A 17356-nucleotide genomic window follows, 5' to 3' on the forward strand; every position below is an offset into this window, starting at 1 on the left:
GTCGGCGGCCTTCCCTGCGGCTCGAACCGCCTGCCCGGCACCGGATGAGGGGTGGTCGGCGGCTCGTACTCGCTACCGGGGTTCACTGCGACTCCTGAGATTGCCGTGACTTGCGGTGAGACATGGCGAAACGCCCCTTGCACGCATGACGGTCATCCCGGCAGCGCCCCGGAGACCAGCCGGGCGATCCGCAGGGCCGTCTCCTTGTCGACCGGCGTCTTGACCGACACCTCGTCCCGGTGCCAGACCACCTCGCCGAGCAGGTTGCTGGACCGGAAGAGCACGACGCTGTCGGACCGGCCGACCGTGCTGGAGGACATCAACAGCTCGAACCGGTTCTGCACGAACGCCGCCTCCCCCACCCCCGCGACGTCCACGACCTCGCCGGCGGCCATCCGCGCCCGGGTGCCCTGCGCCGCGTTCCTGGTGCCCTTCTCGCTGGCGAACCGGCGCGCGGCCACCTGCGGCCCGCCGAGGTCGCCGTCGGGCTTCTCGATCCAGGTCCGTACGGTGATCCGCCGGCCCCGCCGCTCCTCCAGCCCCGCGACCCACTGGCACTCGCCGTCCCGCGTGGCGCTGCGCCGGACGGCGCCCTTCACCAGATCGGCGGCCTGGGCGTCGGTCAGCAGGCGGCAGGGGTCGGGGGCGGCGGCGTACCGGCCGGTCTCCGGCTGACCGGCCAGGGCGTCCACGGCGTACCAGCCGGCGCCGAGCACCGCGACGCCGGACGCGACGGCCACCGGCAGCAACCACCGCCGGCGACGCCCGGGGACCGGGCCGGAGCGCACCGGCGCGCCGCTGAGCACCTGGCGGACCTGGGCCGCCGTGGGACGGGCGGCGGGGTCCTTGGCCAGCATCGCCATGAGCAGCCCGCCGAACTCCCGGCCCGCCCGCGCGGGGAAGGGCGGGTCGTGCAGCAGCACCGCCGCCGCGACCGCCGCGGGAAGCTGCCGCTCGAACGGCGCCCGCCCCTCCACGGCGGTGTACAGGCTCGCGCCCAGCGACCACAGGTCGGACGCCGGGCCCGGCGCCTGCTCGTTGAGCCGCTCGGGCGCCATGTAGCCGGGCGAGCCGCCGCTGCCGCCGTCGCCCTGACCGCCCATGGGGACGGCGATGCCGAAGTCGGTCAGCATGGCCGAGCCGTCGGCGTCGAGCAGGATGTTGGCCGGCTTGACGTCGTGGTGGAGGATGCCGTGGGAGTGCGCGACCTCCAGCGCCGACAGCACCTGCAGCCCGATGCGCGCCGCGTACGGGGGCGGCAGCGGCCCGTTCTCCCTGATCACCTTGTCCAGGGACCGGCCGGTGACCAGGTCCATGATGATCCACGGCTGGTCGCCGTCGAGCACCACATCGTGGACGAGCACGATGGCCGGGTCGCGCAGGCGTCCGGCCGACCTGGCCTCGTGGATGGCGCGGCCGGCGAACTCGGCCCGCTGGTGGGGGCTCAGCCCCGGCGGCACCCGCACCTGCTTGACGGCGACCTCGCGGTCGAGCGTCTCGTCCAGCGCCCGCCACACCGTGCCCGCGCCGCCCTGCCCGAGCCGCTCGACCAGCCGGTAGCGGCCGGCCAGCAGGTAGTGGTCACTTCGCACGGCGCAACGCCTGCTCGCTCGCCCGGGCCGCCTTGATCGCCGCCTGCCGGACGTCCTCGTCGGTCGGCTTGTCGGCCAGGGTGGCGTACTCGACGGCCACCACCAGGTTGGCGATCCGGTAGTAGACGTGGGCCGAGTGGACGCGCCCGGTCCTGCCCTTCAGCTCGAACCCGAACGCCTCCTCGCCGAGGCCCGCCAGGTCGTGCACGGGGGTGCGCGTGGAGCGCATGTCGGACTTGACGCCGATCTCTGGCCAGGTCCAGTCGATCTGGTCGTACTTGGCCCAGTAGCGCTTCTGGTTCTGGAACAGGGTGCGGGCCGTGGCGGCGGTCATCGACCAGGGATCGACGGTGTCGGAGTCCTTCTGCACCTGCAGCCCGATGCCGGTGCCGGCGACCGGCCAGCCGCATTCGGGGCCCACCTCGTCGCTGTCCGGCTGGGCCTTGGGCGGGCTCTGGGTGCGCAGCAGGCCGCCGACGTCCTGCGGGGTGAGCAGGGTGCACACGTCCATCGGCACGGTGAACGCGGCCGGCGGCCCGTCGTCCTCGCGCAGCACGACGAAGCCGGTGGCTCCGGCGGCGACCACGAGCACGGCCCCGACCGCCCCCCACAGCAGCAGCGGCCGCCCGCGCCGCCGCACCCGGCGGGGCGCGGTGGCCTGCTCGCCGGCCGCCAGGACCGGCGGCGGGCCGCCCGCGGCCACCTGCCTGAGCGCGTGCACGACGTGGCGCGGATCGGGACGGGCGTCGGGATGGCGCGCCATCATGGCGGCCAGCAGCGGCCCGAGCGGCCCCGGCGCGAGCGGCACCGGCTGCGTCACGGTCGCCCTGACCCGCTCGGCGATCGAGCCCTGGTAGGCGTTCGCGCCGGTCACGGCGACGAACAGGGTCGCGCCGAGCGACCACAGGTCGCTGGACGGGCCGCCGGGCTCGCCCTCCAGCCGCTCGGGCGCGATGAACCCGGGCGAGCCGATCATGAGCCCCTGCTCGGTGAGCGCGGCCTGCCCCTCCTGCCGGGCGATGCCGAAGTCGGTCAGCACCACCCTGCCGTTGTCGGTCAGGAACACGTTGCCCGGCTTGACGTCGCGGTGCTGCAGCCCCTGGGCGTGGGCGGCCTGCAACGCCTCCAGCACGTCGGCGCCGACGCGGGCGGCGTACTCGGGGGGCATGGGGCCGAACTCGCGCACGGTGTCGGCCAGCGTACGGCCCCGCAGCAGCTCCATGACCAGCCACGGCCGCTCGTGCTCGACGATGACGTCGTGCAGCGCCACGATGCCGGGATGGCGCAGCCGGGCGGTGACCTGCGCCTCGCGCACGGCCCTGGTGACCGCGTCGGCGCGATCCTTGGCCGGCATGCCCTCGGGCAGGGTGAGCTCCTTGACCGCCACCTCGCGGTCGAGCATCTCGTCCTTGGCCAGCCATACCTTCCCCATGCCGCCGGCGCCGAGTGGGCGCAGCAGGGCGTAGCGGCCGGCAAGTCTTCCCGCGGACATAGAGGGAAGGGTAACTAAGGATCAAGAAGGATGGTTATTCGAGCACGTTTCCCGTTCATCCCCCTATGCCGTCCCGGGCTCCCTTCCGCGCGCTCCGGCGTGGTCCGGCGGAGTAACTGTCGGTCCCCCTCTCTATGGTCTTGGAACGTGGACGCGGTTCAAGGCACCCTCGACGAGCTCGGCACCCCACTGAGCGACGTCACGTTCGTCGTGTTCGACCTGGAGACCACCGGCGGCTCGCCGGCCGAAGACTCGATCACCGAGATCGGCGCGGTCAAGGTGCGGGCGGGTGAGGTGCTGGGCGAGTTCTCCACCCTGGTCGACCCCGGGGGGCCGATCCCGCCGTTCATCTCGGTGCTGACCGGCATCACCGACGCCATGGTGGTGGCCGCCCCGCGCATCGAGGCGGTGCTGCCGAGCTTCCTCGAGTTCATCAGGGGCGCCACGCTGGTGGCCCACAACGCGGGCTTCGACACCCGCTTCGTCAAGGCCGCCTGCGCCGCCCACGGCTATCCCCCGCCCGCCAACCCGGTCGTCGACACCGTCGACCTGGCCCGGCGGGTGCTGACCCGCGACGAGACGCCCAACGCCAAGCTGTCCACGCTCGCCCGGTTCTTCCGCAGCCCCACCGATCCGTGCCACCGCGCCCTGCAGGACGCCAGGGCCACCGTCCACGTGCTCCACGGGCTGATCGAGCGGGCCGGCTCCTTCCAGGTCCACACGCTGGAGGAGCTGAAGTCGTTCGTCCGCGCGCCCACGCCGGAGCAGCAGCGCAAGCGCCACCTGGCCGAGTCCGTCCCGCACGCCCCGGGCGTCTACTTCTTCGAGGACGACCGCGGCGAGGTGCTCTACATCGGCAAGAGCACCAACCTGCGCAACCGCGTGCGCTCCTACTTCACGGCCGCCGAGACCCGTCCGCGCATCCGCGAGATGATCGGCATCGCCGAGCGCGTGCGCCACGTCGTCTGCGCCACCGGGCTGGAGGCCGAGGTCAGGGAGCTGCGGCTGATCGGCGGCGCCAAGCCGCGCTACAACCGCCGCTCCCGCTTCCCGGAGAAGGTGGTCTGGCTCAAGCTCACCACCGGTCCCTTCCCCCGCCTGTCGATCGTGCGCGAGCTGAAGGACGACGACGCCACCTACCTCGGCCCGTTCAGCAGCTCCCGCCTGGCCGACGAGGCCCGCATCGCCCTGCACGAGGCCGTGCCGCTGCGCCAGTGCACCCAGCCGATCAGCCTGCGCACCCGCCGCGCGGCCTGCGTCCTGCACGAGATGGGCCGCTGCGGCGCGCCCTGCGCGGGCAAGGAGAGCCCGGAGGAGTACGCCGCGCACGTCGAGAGCGCCCGCCGGGCCATGACTTCCGACGCCTCGCTCGTCTACACCGCCGTCTCGGCCCGCATGGAACGCCTGTCGGTCGAGCAGCGCTACGAGGAGGCGTCCGTCGACCGCGACCGGCTGGCCGCGTTCGTCCGGGCGGCGGCCCGCATGCAGCGCCTGAGCGCCATCACCCGCATCCCCGAGCTCGTGGCCGCCAGCCCGGCCTTCGACGGCGGCTGGGACATCCACGTCGTCCGCTACGGCCGGCTGGCCGCGGCAGGCGTGATGCCCAAGGGCGCCCACCCCACGCCGTTCGTCGCCTCGCTCAAGGCCATGGCCGAGGCCGTCATCCCGGGCCCCGGCCCGGTCCACGCGGCCAGCGCCGAGGAGACCGAGTGCATCCTGCGCTGGCTGGAGTCGCCGGGCGTGCGGCTGGTCGAGGTCGACGGCGTGTGGTCGATGCCCGCCCGGGGCGCCGCCCGCCACAAGGCCCGCATCGACCTGGCCTACCGCGGGCTTGATCAGCGACGCGACCGAGAGGGACGTCCTTTGCGATGACCGGATACAGTTAATACATGGTCACGGCAATCGTCCACATCAAGGCCGAGGTAGACCGGATCCCGGAGGTCGCCCAGACGATCGCCGAGATCGACGGGGTCAGCGAGGTCTACTCCATCACCGGCGAATGGGATCTGCTCGCCATGGTCCGGGTCGCCCGCTACGAGGAGGTGGCCGAGGTCATCCCCGGGCGGGTCAACAAGGTCGACGGCGTCGAGCACACCGAGACGCACATCGCCTTCCGCACCTACTCCAGGCACGACCTCGACGCGGCCTTCTCGATCGGCTTCCCCGAATCCGACTGACCCCCTCCCCCGCGGCCCCCACGCAAGTCCCCGCGTAAGCCCCTGGCAAGTCCCCGCGTAAGCCCTGCGCCCGCACCCGCGCCGCTCCTGCGTTCGCCCGGGTCCGGCTCTGCGTTCGCTTTTCGCGTGCGATTTTGGGCCCGGCCGTTCTCCGGCCGGGCCTGACGTGTTTCCGGGCCCGAACCGTCCCGACGGACCGTCCTCGACAGGCCAACCGCAGGCTGGCGGGCCCGGAACGCGGATCGGCCCGGACGGGGAACCCCGTCCGGGCCGATCTCGATCAGGCGAAACCCTAGTGGGTGAGGCTCCGGTCGTCGCCGGAACCGATCGCGGCGTGCTCGCCGTGCTCCCCGTGCTCGCCGTGGTGCCCGTCGTCGAGCGGGATCTTCTCCCCGCCGTACGCCTTGGACATCCGGCCGCGGAGCTTGCCGAGCGGGCCGCGCATGCCCTTGGGCGGGATGCCGGCGGCGTCCTCCTCCACGGGCAGGGCCGGCACCGCCTCCTTGCCCCGCATGTGGGCCTCGAGGTCGTCGGACGCCGGCGTGTGCACCTCGATGAACTCACCGTGCGGCAGGCGCTTGATGACACCCGACTCCACACCGTGCCCGATGACCGCGGCGTCGCTGCGCTGCAGGCCGAGGCACATGCGGTAGGTGATCAGGTAGGCCAGCGCCGGCGCGACGAAGACCAGCACCCGGCCGATGTACGTCGTCCAGTTGAGGCTGACGTGGAAGTTCGCCGAGATCTCGTCGTTGGCGCCGAGCAGCCACAGCACACCGTAGAACGTCATCGCCGCGATGCCGATCGAGGTGCGGTGGGGGTTGTTGCGCGGGCGGTCGGCGACGTGGTGCTCACGGTTGTCCCCGGTGACCCACCGTTCGATGAACGGGTAGAGCGCGAGACCGGTCATGATGATGCCCATCGGCACCAGCGCCGGGATGATCACGCTCATCGGCAACGTACCCGCGTGGGCCGTGCCGAACAGGTTCCACTCCCACGGCGGCATGAGCCGCAGCGAGCCTTCGAGGAAGCCCATGTACCAGTCGGGCTGCGAACCGGCGGAGATGTCCGCCGGCGTGTACGGCCCGAACAGCCAGATCGGGTTGATCTGGGCGAACGTCGCCAGCCCCGACACCACGGCGAGCGTGAACAGGAAGTAGGCGCCCGCCTTGGCCATGAAGGCCGGGTAGAACGGCGCGCCCACCACGTTCTGGTTGTTGCGCCCCTTGCCCGGCATCTGCGTGTGCTTCTGCACCCACATGAGCACCATGTGAGCCGAGACCAACGCCAGCAGGATGCCCGGGATGAGCAGGATGTGCAGCGAGTAGAACCGGGAGATGACGTCCTCGCCCGGATACTCCCCGCCGAACAGGAAGAACGTGACGTACGTGCCCACCAGCGGCAGCGAGATCGCCACACCCTCGGTGATCCGCAGACCGGCGCCGGAGAGCAGGTCGTCGGGGAGGGAGTAGCCGGTCAGGCCCTCGGCCAGCGCCAGGGTCAGCAGCAGCACGCCGATGATCCAGTTGAGCTCGCGCGGCTTGCGGTAGGCGCCGGTGAAGAACACCCGCAGCATGTGCACCGTCATGCCGGCCACGAAGAGGAGGGCCGCCCAGTGGTGCATCTGCCTCATCAGCAGACCACCCCGGACGTCGAAGCTGATCTCCAGCGACGACGCGTAGGCCTCCGACATCATGACGCCCTTGAGCGGCGCGTACGAGCCGTCGTAGGCGATCTCGCCCATGCTCGGCTTGAACCACAGCGTCAGGAACGTGCCGGTGAGCAGCAGGATGATGAACGAGTAGAGCGCGATCTCACCCAGCAGGAACGACCAGTGGTCAGGGAAGATCTTGCGCAGGTTGCGCTTGAGGAAGTTCGCCCCGCCCAGACGGTCGTCCAGGAAGGTCGACGGCCCGGCGATGGCCTTCGGTACGGCGTTCAGGTCGCTCATGCCTGGCCTCCCTTCTCCCTGGCCTCGGCCTCGGCGTCGCCGCGCTCCCAGTAGCTGGGGCCGACGGGCACGTTGAAGTCACCCTGGGCGATCAGATAGCCCTCGCTGTCGACGGTGATGGGCAGCTGCGGCAGCGGCCGGGCGGCCGGGCCGAAGATGACCTTGGCGCCGTCGGCCGCGTCGAAGGTCGACTGGTGGCACGGGCACAGGATGTGGTGGGTGGTCTGCTCGTAGAGCGCCGCCGGGCAGCCGACGTGCGTGCAGATCTTGGAGTAGGCGACGATGCCGTCGTGCGTCCAGTTCTGCTTGACGCCGCTCTTGAGCTCCTCCGGACGGAACTTGATCAGGATCAGCGTGGCCTTGGCGAGCGCGTTGAGGTCGTGCTCGTAACCCTCGGGCACCACCGACAGGATGCCGCCGGGCGAGTTGAAGTCGGCCGCGCGGATCGGCTGGCCGGTGCCCTCGACGACCAGGCGCAGCGGCTTGCCCTCCTTGGTCTTCTCACCCCAGACCGTGTGGCGCAGCAGCTTGTTGAACTTCGCGCCGGGCATCTTGGAGTTGTCGAGGTCGCGCAGCAGCACCAGCGGCACCAGGCCGAGCGGCGCGGCGGCCAGCAGCAGCGTGCGGCGCATCAGCTTGCGCTTGACGAAGCCGCTCTCGTTGGCGCCCTGCAGGAAGGTCTCGGAGACGACCTCGCGGTCGTCCTCGTCGGAGGCCATCGTGTGGCGCTCCTGGACCAGCGCGTACTTCGGCATGATCTGGCGGACCCAGACCACGATGCCGACCGCGAGGCCGAGGACGGCCAGGGTCAGCGTGCCGCCGAGGGCGAGGTTGGAGACCCCCGTCGCCTCGGGGCTGCCGACCTGGAACACCACGTAGGAGATGAGGAAGGCGATGCCGGCCAGGAAGGTGATCGCGAAGCAGAGCGCCACGATCTTCTCGGCCTTGCGGGCCTTGCTCTCGTCCTGCAGCGTCACGCCGGGGACGTCGCGGTCGGCGGCGTCCGCTTCCTTCTCCGCGGCGCCCAGCATCGACGTGCCCGGCGCGGGAGTGCCGATGACGCGCTTGGGCACGCGTTCGTCCGGCTGCTCGATCTCGTGCTCGTTGTCTGTCATGACTTCTGTCGCTTCTTCGCGGTGATCCAGATGGCGGCGAGGGCTAGGGCGGCGATGCCTACCACGAACGCTACGAGACCTTCGGTGACCGGGCCGATGCGCCCGAGGCCGAACCCTCCGGGGTCCTTCTGCTCACGGACCTGGGTGATGTACGCGATCATGCTGCGCTTCTCCTCAGGCGTGATCGTCGAGTCGTTGAAGACCGGCATCGCCTGCGGGCCGGTGACCATCGCCTCGTAGATCTGCGTCGGTGAGGACTCGTTGAGGTTGGGCGCGTACTTGCCCTGCGTCAGGGCACCGCCGGCGCCCGCCCAGTTGTGGCACTGGATGCAGTTGGCCCGGAACAGCTCGCCGCCCTTGCCGGCGTCACCGAGCTTCGGGTCGACCTGCTCCTTGCCGGGGACCTGCGGACCGCCGCCGAGCGACTGCACGTAGGCGGCGACCTGACGGGTCGTGTCCTCGTTGACCCAGTGGGCCAGGGGCTTGCGCGGCGCCTGCGGGCCGGGGTTGCCGGCGGGCATGCGGCCGGTGCTCATCTGGAAGTCGACCGCCGCGGCGCCGACGCCGACGAGCGTGGGGGCGGTGTTGGTGCCCTCCGCGTTCATGCCGTGGCAGCTCGAGCAGTGGGCCACGAACAGGCTCTTGCCCTCGGCCACGTCGTCGACCTTGCCTGCCGCCAGCGCCGCGTCGGCAGGCTTACCCGCCTGGACAAAGGCGGCGTATACCATCCCGACCAGCGCCAACGCCAAAATCAGGACGGCGTATCTCGCGAGGGGATGCCGCCGCCAAGCGGTGATCCTAGTCACAGAGATCCCGTTCCTTAACGAATGATGTAGATGGTCGCGAAAAGACCGATCCAGACGACGTCTACGAAGTGCCAGTAGTAGGACACGACGATCGCGCTGGTGGCCTGCTCATGCGTAAAGCGCTTCGCGGCGTACGTGCGTCCCAGCATGAACAGGAACGCGATCAGGCCACCGGTCACGTGCAGGCCGTGGAAGCCCGTCGTCAGGTAGAACACCGAGGTGTAAGCGTTGGCGGACAGGGTCGCGCCCTCTGACGCCAGCTCGCCGTACTCGTACAGCTGACCGGCGACGAAGATCGCGCCCATCAGGAAGCTGACGATGTACCAGAAGCGGAGCTTGCCGACCTGCCCCTTCTCCGCGGCCCACACGCCCAGCTGGCACGTCACACTCGACAGGACCAGGATGATCGTGTTGACCGTCGCGAACGGGATGTTCAGGTGAGCGCCTTCTGCCTCAACGCCTGCAGGAAGGAAGGCAGGGCCCCACTCGATGCCCTTCCCCTCGCTCACCGACCGGATGGTGAAGTACATCGCGAACAGCGCCGCGAAGAACATGAGCTCAGAGGACAGCCAGACGATCGTCCCGACACTGACCAGGTTCGGCCGCCGGTACGACTGTGCTGTCGTCGTCGAAGTTATTGCGGATGCTGTCGCCACGGGCAGCATTATTGCGGCTCCGGTGTTCGGTCCGGCCAACGACCCCCCGTTAGGAGGAACAAACCGGCCATCAACCTGGGATAATTGGGACAAAACGCCTGTCAAGCCCGGTGGCCTGGGATTGCATCCCGGCGCAACGGTACGATCCAGGTGACCATACAGCTTCGACCGATAGCGAGCGCGACAGTGACGTCCTCTGGGAGCACCGACGACACGATGAAGGTCCTCGTCTACAGCGACGACGCCGCCACCCGGGCCGAGGTCCGGCAGGCGATCGGCCGGCGGCCGGCGGCCGACGTGCCCTTCGTCGAGATCATCGAGTGCGCCACCGAGCCCAAGGTCCACCAGTGGCTCGGCTCCGGCGAGATCGACGTGGCGGTCCTCGACGGCGAGACCCAGCCCGCCGGCGGCATGGGCGTCTCCCGTCAGGCCAAGGACGAGGTCTACGACTGCCCGCCCGTCTGCCTGATCATCGCCAGGCGCGACGACCGCTGGCTGGCCGAGTGGTCCAAGGCCGACGCCGTCGTCCCGCAGCCCATCGAGCCCATGGTCCTGGCCGACACCGTCGCCGACCTGATGCGCCGCCGATCCGCCACCCGACTCAACGCGAAGTAGGTGCCCATGGACTCCCGGACGACCTGGCCTGCCCTGTTTTCCGCCCTCCTTTCCGGCGAGCACCTGTCGGCCGACGAGACGGCCTGGGCGATGCGGGAGATCTTCTCGGGCAACGCCACCTCCGCCCAGATCGCGGGCTTCGCGCTGGCCCTGCGGGCCAAGGGCGAGACGGTGGCCGAGGTGGTGGGCCTGGCCCGGACGATGCTGGAGTTCTCCACGCCGCTGAACGTCGAGGGGCCCGTCCTCGACGTCGTCGGCACGGGCGGCGACCGCGCCCACACCGTCAACGTCTCCACCATGGCCGCCATCGTGGCCGCCGCGGCGGGGGCCAGGGTCGTCAAGCACGGCAACCGCTCGGCCTCCTCGCTGTGCGGGGCCGCCGACGTCCTGGAGCACATGGGCATCAGGCTCGACCTGACGCCCGAGCAGACCGCGCGGGTGGCGCGCGAGGCGGGCATCGCCTTCTGCTTCGCGCCCGTCTACCACCCGGCGCTGCGTTTCGCCGGTCCGGCGCGCAAGGAGATCGGCGTCCCGACGGTCTTCAACTTCCTGGGCCCGCTGACCAACCCGGCCCGGCCCAGCGCCCAGGCCATCGGCGTCTACGACGCCCGCATGCTGCCCGTGATCGCCGGCGTCTTCGCCGAGCGCGGCGTGTCGGCCCTGGTCTTCCGCGGCGACGACGGGCTCGACGAGCTGACCATCACCGGCACCTCCACGGTGTGGGTGGTGCGCGACGGCACGGCCACCGAGGCCAGGTTCGACCCCGCGATCCTGGGCATCCCCCGGGCCGACGCGGGCGCGCTGCGCGGTGGCGACGTGCAGTTCAACGCGCAGGCCGTGCACGACGTGCTGGGCGGCAAGAAGGGGCCGGTGCGCGACGCCGTCCTGCTCAACACCGCGGCCGCGCTGGTCGCCCACGAGGGCGCCGGCGACGACCTCGACACGGCGATGATCAAGGGCTACGAGCGCGCCACGCAGGCGGTCGACTCCGGCCTGGCCGCCGACACGCTGCGCCGCTGGGTCGAGGTCAGCAGCTCCTACCGCCCGTCGTGACCGTGAGCGCGCCCCTGAGGCGCGCTCACGTCCTTCGGCGGCACGTGGTCCCGAGGGCCTCGGCAGAGCCTCCAGGGCCTGCTCAGGGCCGGGTGGCGGTCAGTCGCTCAGAAGGTGATGCTCGGACCGTCCTTGAGCGTGCTCCACTTGAGCCAGTCCTTCCAGTTCTCCTGCCAGTGGCCCCACCCGTTGGTGGGCTCCAGCTTGCGCGGCGAGCCGGTGATGATGATCGGGTCCCCGATCAGGGTGTTCTTGATGAACCAGGCCGCGTTCTCCGGGCTGACGTTCACGCAGCCGTGGCTGACGTTGGAGTTGCCCTGGGAGCCCACCGACCAGGGCGCGCTGTGCACGTACTCGCCGCTGTTGGAGATGCGCACGGTGTTGTAGACGGTGAGCTGGTAGTAGCCCGACTGTCCCGGGCCGATGCCGGGCGAGGTCATGACGGTCACCGGCTCCCGTGACATCGCCAGGTGCACGCCCGAGGTGGTGTAGTACTTCCACTGGCCGCCCTGCCCGGCGCTCATCGGCATGGTGCGGATGCGCTTGCCGTCCCGGCGGACCGTCAGCACGTGCTCGTCGGTGCTGCCCCGGGTGATCTGGGAGCGGCCGATCTTGAAGTCGAGGGTGACGTCGCGCTTGCCGTACAGGCCGGGGCCGCCGCGCACGCCGGCCAGCTTCGCCTCCAGCCGCACCTTCGTGTACGCCGGCCAGTAGTCCTGCGGCCGGAAGTCCACATGGCTGTCGTCGAACCAGTGCCAGGCCCCCTCCACCGGCTTGGAGCTGCGGATGGTCAGGTTGCGCTCGACGGCCACCCGGTCGCTCACCGGCTTGTCGAAGGCGATCATGACGGGCATGCCGATGCCCACCGTCAGCCCGGTGTCGTCCTTGTTGGGAGTGATCGTCTGGATGTCGAATGTCTTGTCGCCCTTGACCGTGCTGAACGTGCTGGAGGTCTCGCTCTGCTTGCCCGAGGCGTCCACGCTGACGACGGTGACCGTGTAGCCGGTGCTCGGCCGGGCGGTGGTCGTGCTGCGCCAGCGGGTGCCGTCGCCGCTCAGGACGCCCTTGAGCCGGCCCGCCTTGCCGCCGTCCACCCGGACGCTCTTGATCGTGCCGCCGTGCGCGGACACCACCACGGGCTGGTCGGTGGCCACGTTCACGGCCTTGTCCTGCGGCGTGACGCCCACCGCGGGCTGCCGCGCGACCGCGGTCAGCTCCTTCGTCTCGTTCGCCGCGCCGCTCAGCGAGCACGCCGTGAGCAGCGCCAGGGCCAGCAGGCCGGCCGATCCATTCGCCACGCGTCTCACGAGTGACCCCCTCGCCCAAGATCCAACCTTCTCCTCCCTTATTACCCTGAGTGATCTATTCACGACATCCGTGACCTGGTAAAGAACACGAAAAAGCGGGCGTCCTCCCCTATAGGAAGGACGCCCGCTTCGAGCCGCTTGTCAGTGCCGGATCAGTGCGAGAAGTTGCCCCGGTAGTACTGGAACACGAACCCGATCATGGCCATGATGATCAGGAACACGCCGATCAGGAACATCCAGAAGCCGATCACGAACCCGGCGAAGGCGAAGGCCGCCGCCAGGCACAGGAACAGCGGCCACCAGCTGCTCGGGCTGAAGAAGCCGATCTCGCCGGCGCCGTCGCTGATGTCGGCCTGCTTGTTGTCCTCCGGCTGGGCACCGATGCGCCGCGCGGTGAACATCAGGTAGTAGCCGACCATGAACGCGAACCCGACCGAGATCGCCATGGCGGTGGTGCCCACGGGCTCACCGTGACCGGTCGCGGCCTTGGTCCAGAACCAGTAGCCGACGTCGACACCGGCGAAGAACAGGCCGCACAGCAGGAACAGCCAACCCTGGACCTTCATCAGGCCTCAACCTCCTGGGCGGACTTGGCGGACATGTGCGGGTAGTGCAGGTCGAACGCCGGGCGCTCGGACCGGATGCGCGGCAGCGAGGTGAAGTTGTGCCGCGGCGGCGGGCAGGAGGTCGCCCATTCGAGCGAGCCGCCGTAGCCCCAGGGGTCGTCGACGGTGACCTTGGCCCCGGAACGCCAGGTCTTCCAGACGTTGTAGAAGAACGGCAGCGTCGAGGCGCCCAGGATGAACGCGCCGACCGACGAGATCATGTTCAGGTCGGTGAAGCCGTCGGCCGCGCTGTAGTCGGCGTACCGGCGGGGGAAGCCGACCATGCCGAGCCAGTGCTGGACGAGGAAGGTGGTGTGGAAGCCGATGAACAGCAGCCAGAAGTGCACCTTGCCCAGCTTGTCGTCGAGCATCTTGCCGGTGAACTTGGGCCACCAGAAGTAGAAGCCGGCGAACATGGCGAACACGACCGTGCCGAAGACCACGTAGTGGAAGTGGGCGACGACGAAGTAGGTGTCGCTGATCTGGAAGTCCAGCGGCGGCGAGGCCAGGATGACGCCGGTCAGGCCACCGAGCAGGAAGGTGATCAGGAAGCCGACGGAGAACAACATCGGCGACTCGAACGACAGGTGACCCCGCCACATCGTGCCGATCCAGTTGAAGAACTTCACGCCCGTCGGCACCGCGATGAGGAACGTCATGAACGAGAAGAACGGCAGCAGGACCTGCCCGGTCGGGAACATGTGGTGCGCCCAGACCGTGATGGACAGACCGGCGATCGCGATGGTGGCGCCGACCAGGCCGATGTAGCCGAAGATCGGCTTACGGCTGAAGACCGGCAGGATCTCGGTCACGATGCCGAAGAACGGCAACGCGATGATGTACACCTCGGGATGGCCGAAGAACCAGAACAGGTGCTGCCACAGGATCGGCCCGCCGTTGGCCGGGTCGAAGATGTGGGTGCCGAGCTTGCGGTCGGCCTCCAGGGCCAGCAGCGCGGCGGCCAGCACGGGGAAGGCCATCAGCACGAGCATGCTGGTCAGCAGGACGTTCCAGGTGAAGATCGGCATGCGGAACATGGTCATGCCGGGGGCGCGCATGCAGATGATCGTGGTGATGAAGTTCACCGCGCCGAGGATCGTGCCGAGGCCCGACAGGGCCAGGCCCATGATCCACAGGTCGCCGCCGATGCCGGGCGAGTGGATCGCGTTCGACAGCGGCGTGTAGGCGAACCAGCCGAAGGAGGCGGCGCCGCCCGGGGTGAGGAAGCCGGACACGGCGATGATGCTGCCGAACAGGTAGAGCCAGTAGCTGACCATGTTCAGGCGCGGGAACGCCACGTCGGGCGCGCCGATCTGGAGCGGCATCAGCTCGTTGGCGAAACCGGCGAACAGCGGCGTCGCGAACATCAGCAGCATGATCGTGCCATGCATGGTGAACAGCTGGTTGAACTGCTCGTTGCTGGTGATCTGCAGCCCCGGCTGCGCCAGCTCGGCCCGCATGATCAGCGCCATGACGCCGCCGATCAGGAAGAAGGCGAACGACGTGATCAGGTACATGTGCCCGATGATCTTGTGATCAGTCGAGGACATCCACTTGGCGATGATCTGGCCCTTGGTGACGGGCCGGACCGGCGCCCGAAGCGGTTCTTGGATGGCGGTCACTGGGCACTCCCAGCCTGGGTCGCGATGTACTGGTCGAACTCAGCCTGCTTGACGAGCTTCACCGAGAACAGCATCCGGCTGTGGTCGACGCCGCACAGCTCGGCGCACCGGCCGGCGTAGACGCCCACGCGGTTGTCGCCGAGCGTCTTGATCTCGAACTTGCGCCCCGGGTTCCCCTCCGGGATGCCGGGGATGATGTCCCGCTTGAACAGGAACTCGGGCACCCAGAACGAGTGGATCACGTCGTCGGTCGAGAGGTCGAACTCGACCTTGGTGTTCGTCGGCAGGACCAGCTGAGGGCCCTGGTGGTAGTCGTGCACCGGCATGCCGGACACGGGCTTCGTCGTCTTGCCGTTGTAGGTCGTGGTGAAGCGCCAGCTCCACTGGTACGCCTCGACCTTGACCTTGACGGGCGCGTCGCCCGCGACGTCCGTGAGGGCCTTGCTGTCGCGGGCGGTGAAGAAGAAGAACACCGAGACCATGACGAGCGGGACCACCGTGTAGAGGATCTCGATCGGCAGGTTGTAGCGCACCTGGGGCGGCAGTTCGGCCTTCCCCCTGCGCTTGCGGTGGAAGATCGCGGCCCAGACGATCAGGACGATGACGACGGCGCCCGTGGCGAGTGCGGCGATCCAGGCCCCGTTCCACAGATGCTGAACGACCTCGGCCTGCTCGGTCACGCCCTCGGGCAGCAGGCCGTTGGACCAGTCGAACTTGGGAACGTCATTAGCACACGCCGTAGCAGTGGCCAGCAGCAACGCCAAAGCGGCGGCGCGCGGCACCCTGCGCCGGGCCAACGAACGCCGCGTCGTACGGCGAGTCGGACTCACGGATCGCCTACCCCACAGATGAAGCCCAAGAGTCTTTCCCTTGGGTGCTCGTATTTCCAAATGCACAGCTGATTGCAGACACATTAGCGTGCAGGTGTCCCGCCCTACCGCGCGACCCCTCGATGGTGCCGCAAGTGGGACGATGAGTCTCGTGGCGTATTTCGACGCGGCCTCGAGCGAGCCGCTCCACCCTCAGGCACGCGAGGCGCTGCTGGCGGCGATCGACGTCGGCTGGGCCGACCCCGCGAGACTGTACACCCAGGCCCGCCGCGCTCACCTGCTGCTGGAGCAGGCCCGCACGGAGGTGGCCGAGGCGCTCGGCGCGCGCCCCGACGAGGTGTCGTTCACCTCGTCCGGCACGCAGGCCGCGCATCTCGGCGTGCTCGGCACCCTACACGGCAGGCGCAGGGTCGGGCGTCATCTGGTCACCAGCGCGGTCGAGCACTCCAGCGTGCTGCACGCGGCCGGCGTGCACGAACGCGACGGCGGCACGGTCGAGACCGTCGGCGTGAGCCTGGAGGGGCGGGTCGACCTCGACGCGTTCGCCGAGGCGGTCGCGCGTCCCGGCACGGCGCTGGCCTGCCTGCAGACGGCCAACCACGAGGTGGGCACGGTGCAGCCGGTCGCCGAGGCCGCCGCCGCGTGCCGGGCCAACGGGGTGCCGCTGCTGGTCGACGCCGCCCAGACGGCCGGCCGCATGCCGATACCGCCCGGCTGGTCGGTGCTGACCGCGAGCGCGCACAAGTGGGGCGGCCCGGCCGGGGTGGGCGTGCTGGCGGTGCGCAAGGGCACCCGGTTCCGCTCGTTCCTGCCCGAGGACGAACGCGAGCGGCGGCGCGTCCCCGGTTTCGAGAACGTGCCGGGCATCGTGGCCGCGGCGGCGGCGCTGCGCGCGATGAGCGCCGAGGCGGCGCAGGAGCAGGCGCGGCTGTCCACGCTCGTGGCCCGGATCAGGGAGACCGTGCCGAAGGTCGTGCCGGACGTCGAGGTGATCGGCGACCCGGTCGGCCGGGCGCCCCACATCGTGACCTTCTCGTGTCTCTACGTCGACGGCGAGGCGCTGCTCACCGAGCTGGACAAGGCGGGATTCGCCGTATCGTCCGGAAGTTCGTGCACCGCTAGTACGCTTCGTCCATCGCACGTCCTCGAAGCGATGGGCGTGCTGACGCATGGGAATGTCCGGGTGTCGCTGCCCAGGGGCACGTCCGCGGCCGAGGTCGACCGGTTCCTGGCCGTGCTGCCCGATCTGGTGCGCCGCATCCGGCACGACGCAGGAGTCGCATGACCGAGGTAACTCAGCCGTCATTGACGATCGACGCGCTCGGGAAGAAGTGCCCGATCCCGATCATCATGCTCGCCGAGCAGATCAACCACGTGCCGCTCAACGCCGTGGTGGCGGTGCTGGCCGACGATCCGGCGGCCTACACCGACGTGCCGGCGTGGTGCCGGCTGAAGTCCCACCGCCACGTGGCCTCGTACGAGCTGCCCCAGGGCGGCTGGGCCATCCACGTGATGCGCAACTACTGACGGTTTGT

16 protein-coding genes are annotated in these 17356 nt (G+C 69.8%); 6 read left to right on the top strand and 10 right to left on the bottom strand.

What is annotated here, in order from left to right; genetic code table 11:
- Positions 1-152: 152 nt before the first annotated feature.
- Both ACFYYW_RS11975 and ACFYYW_RS11980 read right to left on the bottom strand, forming a co-directional pair.
- Positions 153-1592: a serine/threonine-protein kinase gene (locus tag ACFYYW_RS11975; protein WP_387647632.1), complete on the bottom strand. Its 1440-nt coding sequence runs from the start codon at positions 1590-1592 to the stop codon at positions 153-155.
- Positions 1582-3084: a serine/threonine-protein kinase gene (locus tag ACFYYW_RS11980; protein WP_387647635.1), complete on the bottom strand. Its 1503-nt coding sequence runs from the start codon at positions 3082-3084 to the stop codon at positions 1582-1584. Before ACFYYW_RS11980 ends, ACFYYW_RS11975 begins: the two co-directional genes overlap by 11 nt.
- 147 nt (positions 3085-3231) lie before the next feature.
- Here ACFYYW_RS11980 and ACFYYW_RS11985 point away from each other — a divergent pair, with 147 nt between their 5' ends.
- Positions 3232-4956: a DEDD exonuclease domain-containing protein gene (locus ACFYYW_RS11985; protein WP_387647638.1), complete on the top strand. Its 1725-nt coding sequence runs from the start codon at positions 3232-3234 to the stop codon at positions 4954-4956.
- Between the two features lie 17 nt (positions 4957-4973).
- Positions 4974-5261 carry an Lrp/AsnC family transcriptional regulator gene (locus ACFYYW_RS11990; RefSeq protein WP_125630767.1) on the top strand — a complete coding sequence of 96 codons (288 nt, stop codon included), beginning with the start codon at positions 4974-4976 and terminating at the stop codon, positions 5259-5261.
- A gap of 292 nt (positions 5262-5553) precedes the next feature.
- On the opposite strand, the gene ACFYYW_RS11995 is transcribed toward ACFYYW_RS11990, so the two are convergent.
- Genes ACFYYW_RS11995 through ACFYYW_RS12010 form a run of 4 tightly spaced genes read right to left on the bottom strand, consistent with a single transcriptional unit; the run spans position 5554 to position 9798 of the window.
- Positions 5554-7212 (bottom strand): ubiquinol-cytochrome c reductase cytochrome b subunit, encoded by a 1659-nt coding sequence (locus tag ACFYYW_RS11995; protein WP_352326593.1) that lies wholly within the window; start codon positions 7210-7212, stop codon positions 5554-5556.
- Positions 7209-8327 carry a Rieske 2Fe-2S domain-containing protein gene (locus ACFYYW_RS12000; protein ID WP_352326594.1) on the bottom strand — a complete coding sequence of 373 codons (1119 nt, stop codon included), beginning with the start codon at positions 8325-8327 and terminating at the stop codon, positions 7209-7211. Before ACFYYW_RS12000 ends, ACFYYW_RS11995 begins: the two co-directional genes overlap by 4 nt.
- Positions 8324-9133, bottom strand: coding sequence for a c-type cytochrome (locus tag ACFYYW_RS12005; protein WP_352326595.1), 810 nt, complete (start codon positions 9131-9133; stop codon positions 8324-8326). Before ACFYYW_RS12005 ends, ACFYYW_RS12000 begins: the two co-directional genes overlap by 4 nt.
- Positions 9134-9147: 14 nt before the next feature.
- Entirely contained in the window at positions 9148-9798 is a 651-nt protein-coding gene (locus ACFYYW_RS12010; RefSeq protein WP_125630774.1) for a heme-copper oxidase subunit III, read from the bottom strand.
- 207 nt (positions 9799-10005) lie between these two features.
- Here ACFYYW_RS12010 and ACFYYW_RS12015 point away from each other — a divergent pair, with 207 nt between their 5' ends.
- Positions 10006-10404, top strand: a complete 399-nt coding sequence (locus ACFYYW_RS12015; RefSeq protein ID WP_387648896.1) for a hypothetical protein — start codon at positions 10006-10008, stop codon at positions 10402-10404.
- A gap of 6 nt (positions 10405-10410) precedes the next feature.
- Positions 10411-11457 (top strand): anthranilate phosphoribosyltransferase, encoded by a 1047-nt coding sequence (trpD, locus tag ACFYYW_RS12020; RefSeq protein WP_352326597.1) that lies wholly within the window; start codon positions 10411-10413, stop codon positions 11455-11457.
- Between the two features lie 107 nt (positions 11458-11564).
- Here the strand turns inward: trpD and ACFYYW_RS12025 are convergent, their stop codons facing one another.
- The 4 genes from ACFYYW_RS12025 to ACFYYW_RS12040 form a co-directional block, all read right to left on the bottom strand.
- A complete protein-coding gene (locus ACFYYW_RS12025; RefSeq protein WP_364411830.1) occupies positions 11565-12764 on the bottom strand; it encodes an Ig-like domain-containing protein in 1200 nt (399 codons plus the stop codon).
- 152 nt (positions 12765-12916) lie between these two features.
- Positions 12917-13330, bottom strand: a complete 414-nt coding sequence (locus ACFYYW_RS12030) for a cytochrome c oxidase subunit 4 (RefSeq protein ID WP_352326599.1) — start codon at positions 13328-13330, stop codon at positions 12917-12919.
- Complete coding sequence (gene ctaD / locus ACFYYW_RS12035) at positions 13330-14991, bottom strand: cytochrome c oxidase subunit I (RefSeq protein ID WP_387647645.1); 1662 nt, start codon at positions 14989-14991, stop codon at positions 13330-13332. The genes ACFYYW_RS12030 and ctaD overlap by 1 nt, the downstream gene beginning before the upstream one ends.
- On the bottom strand, positions 14988-15821 hold the full coding sequence (locus ACFYYW_RS12040; protein ID WP_352326601.1) for a cytochrome c oxidase subunit II: 834 nt from the start codon (positions 15819-15821) through the stop codon (positions 14988-14990). Before ACFYYW_RS12040 ends, ctaD begins: the two co-directional genes overlap by 4 nt.
- A gap of 142 nt (positions 15822-15963) precedes the next feature.
- On the opposite strand from ACFYYW_RS12040, the gene ACFYYW_RS12045 reads away from it, so the two are divergent.
- Positions 15964-17106 (top strand): aminotransferase class V-fold PLP-dependent enzyme, encoded by a 1143-nt coding sequence (locus tag ACFYYW_RS12045; RefSeq protein ID WP_352326603.1) that lies wholly within the window; start codon positions 15964-15966, stop codon positions 17104-17106.
- On the top strand, positions 17103-17348 hold the full coding sequence (locus ACFYYW_RS12050; protein ID WP_352326605.1) for a sulfurtransferase TusA family protein: 246 nt from the start codon (positions 17103-17105) through the stop codon (positions 17346-17348). The genes ACFYYW_RS12045 and ACFYYW_RS12050 overlap by 4 nt, the downstream gene beginning before the upstream one ends.
- Positions 17349-17356: the final 8 nt, after the last annotated feature.

This window comes from Nonomuraea sp. NPDC001831 (assembly GCF_042892035.1).
Lineage (GTDB): Bacteria > Actinomycetota > Actinomycetes > Streptosporangiales > Streptosporangiaceae > Nonomuraea.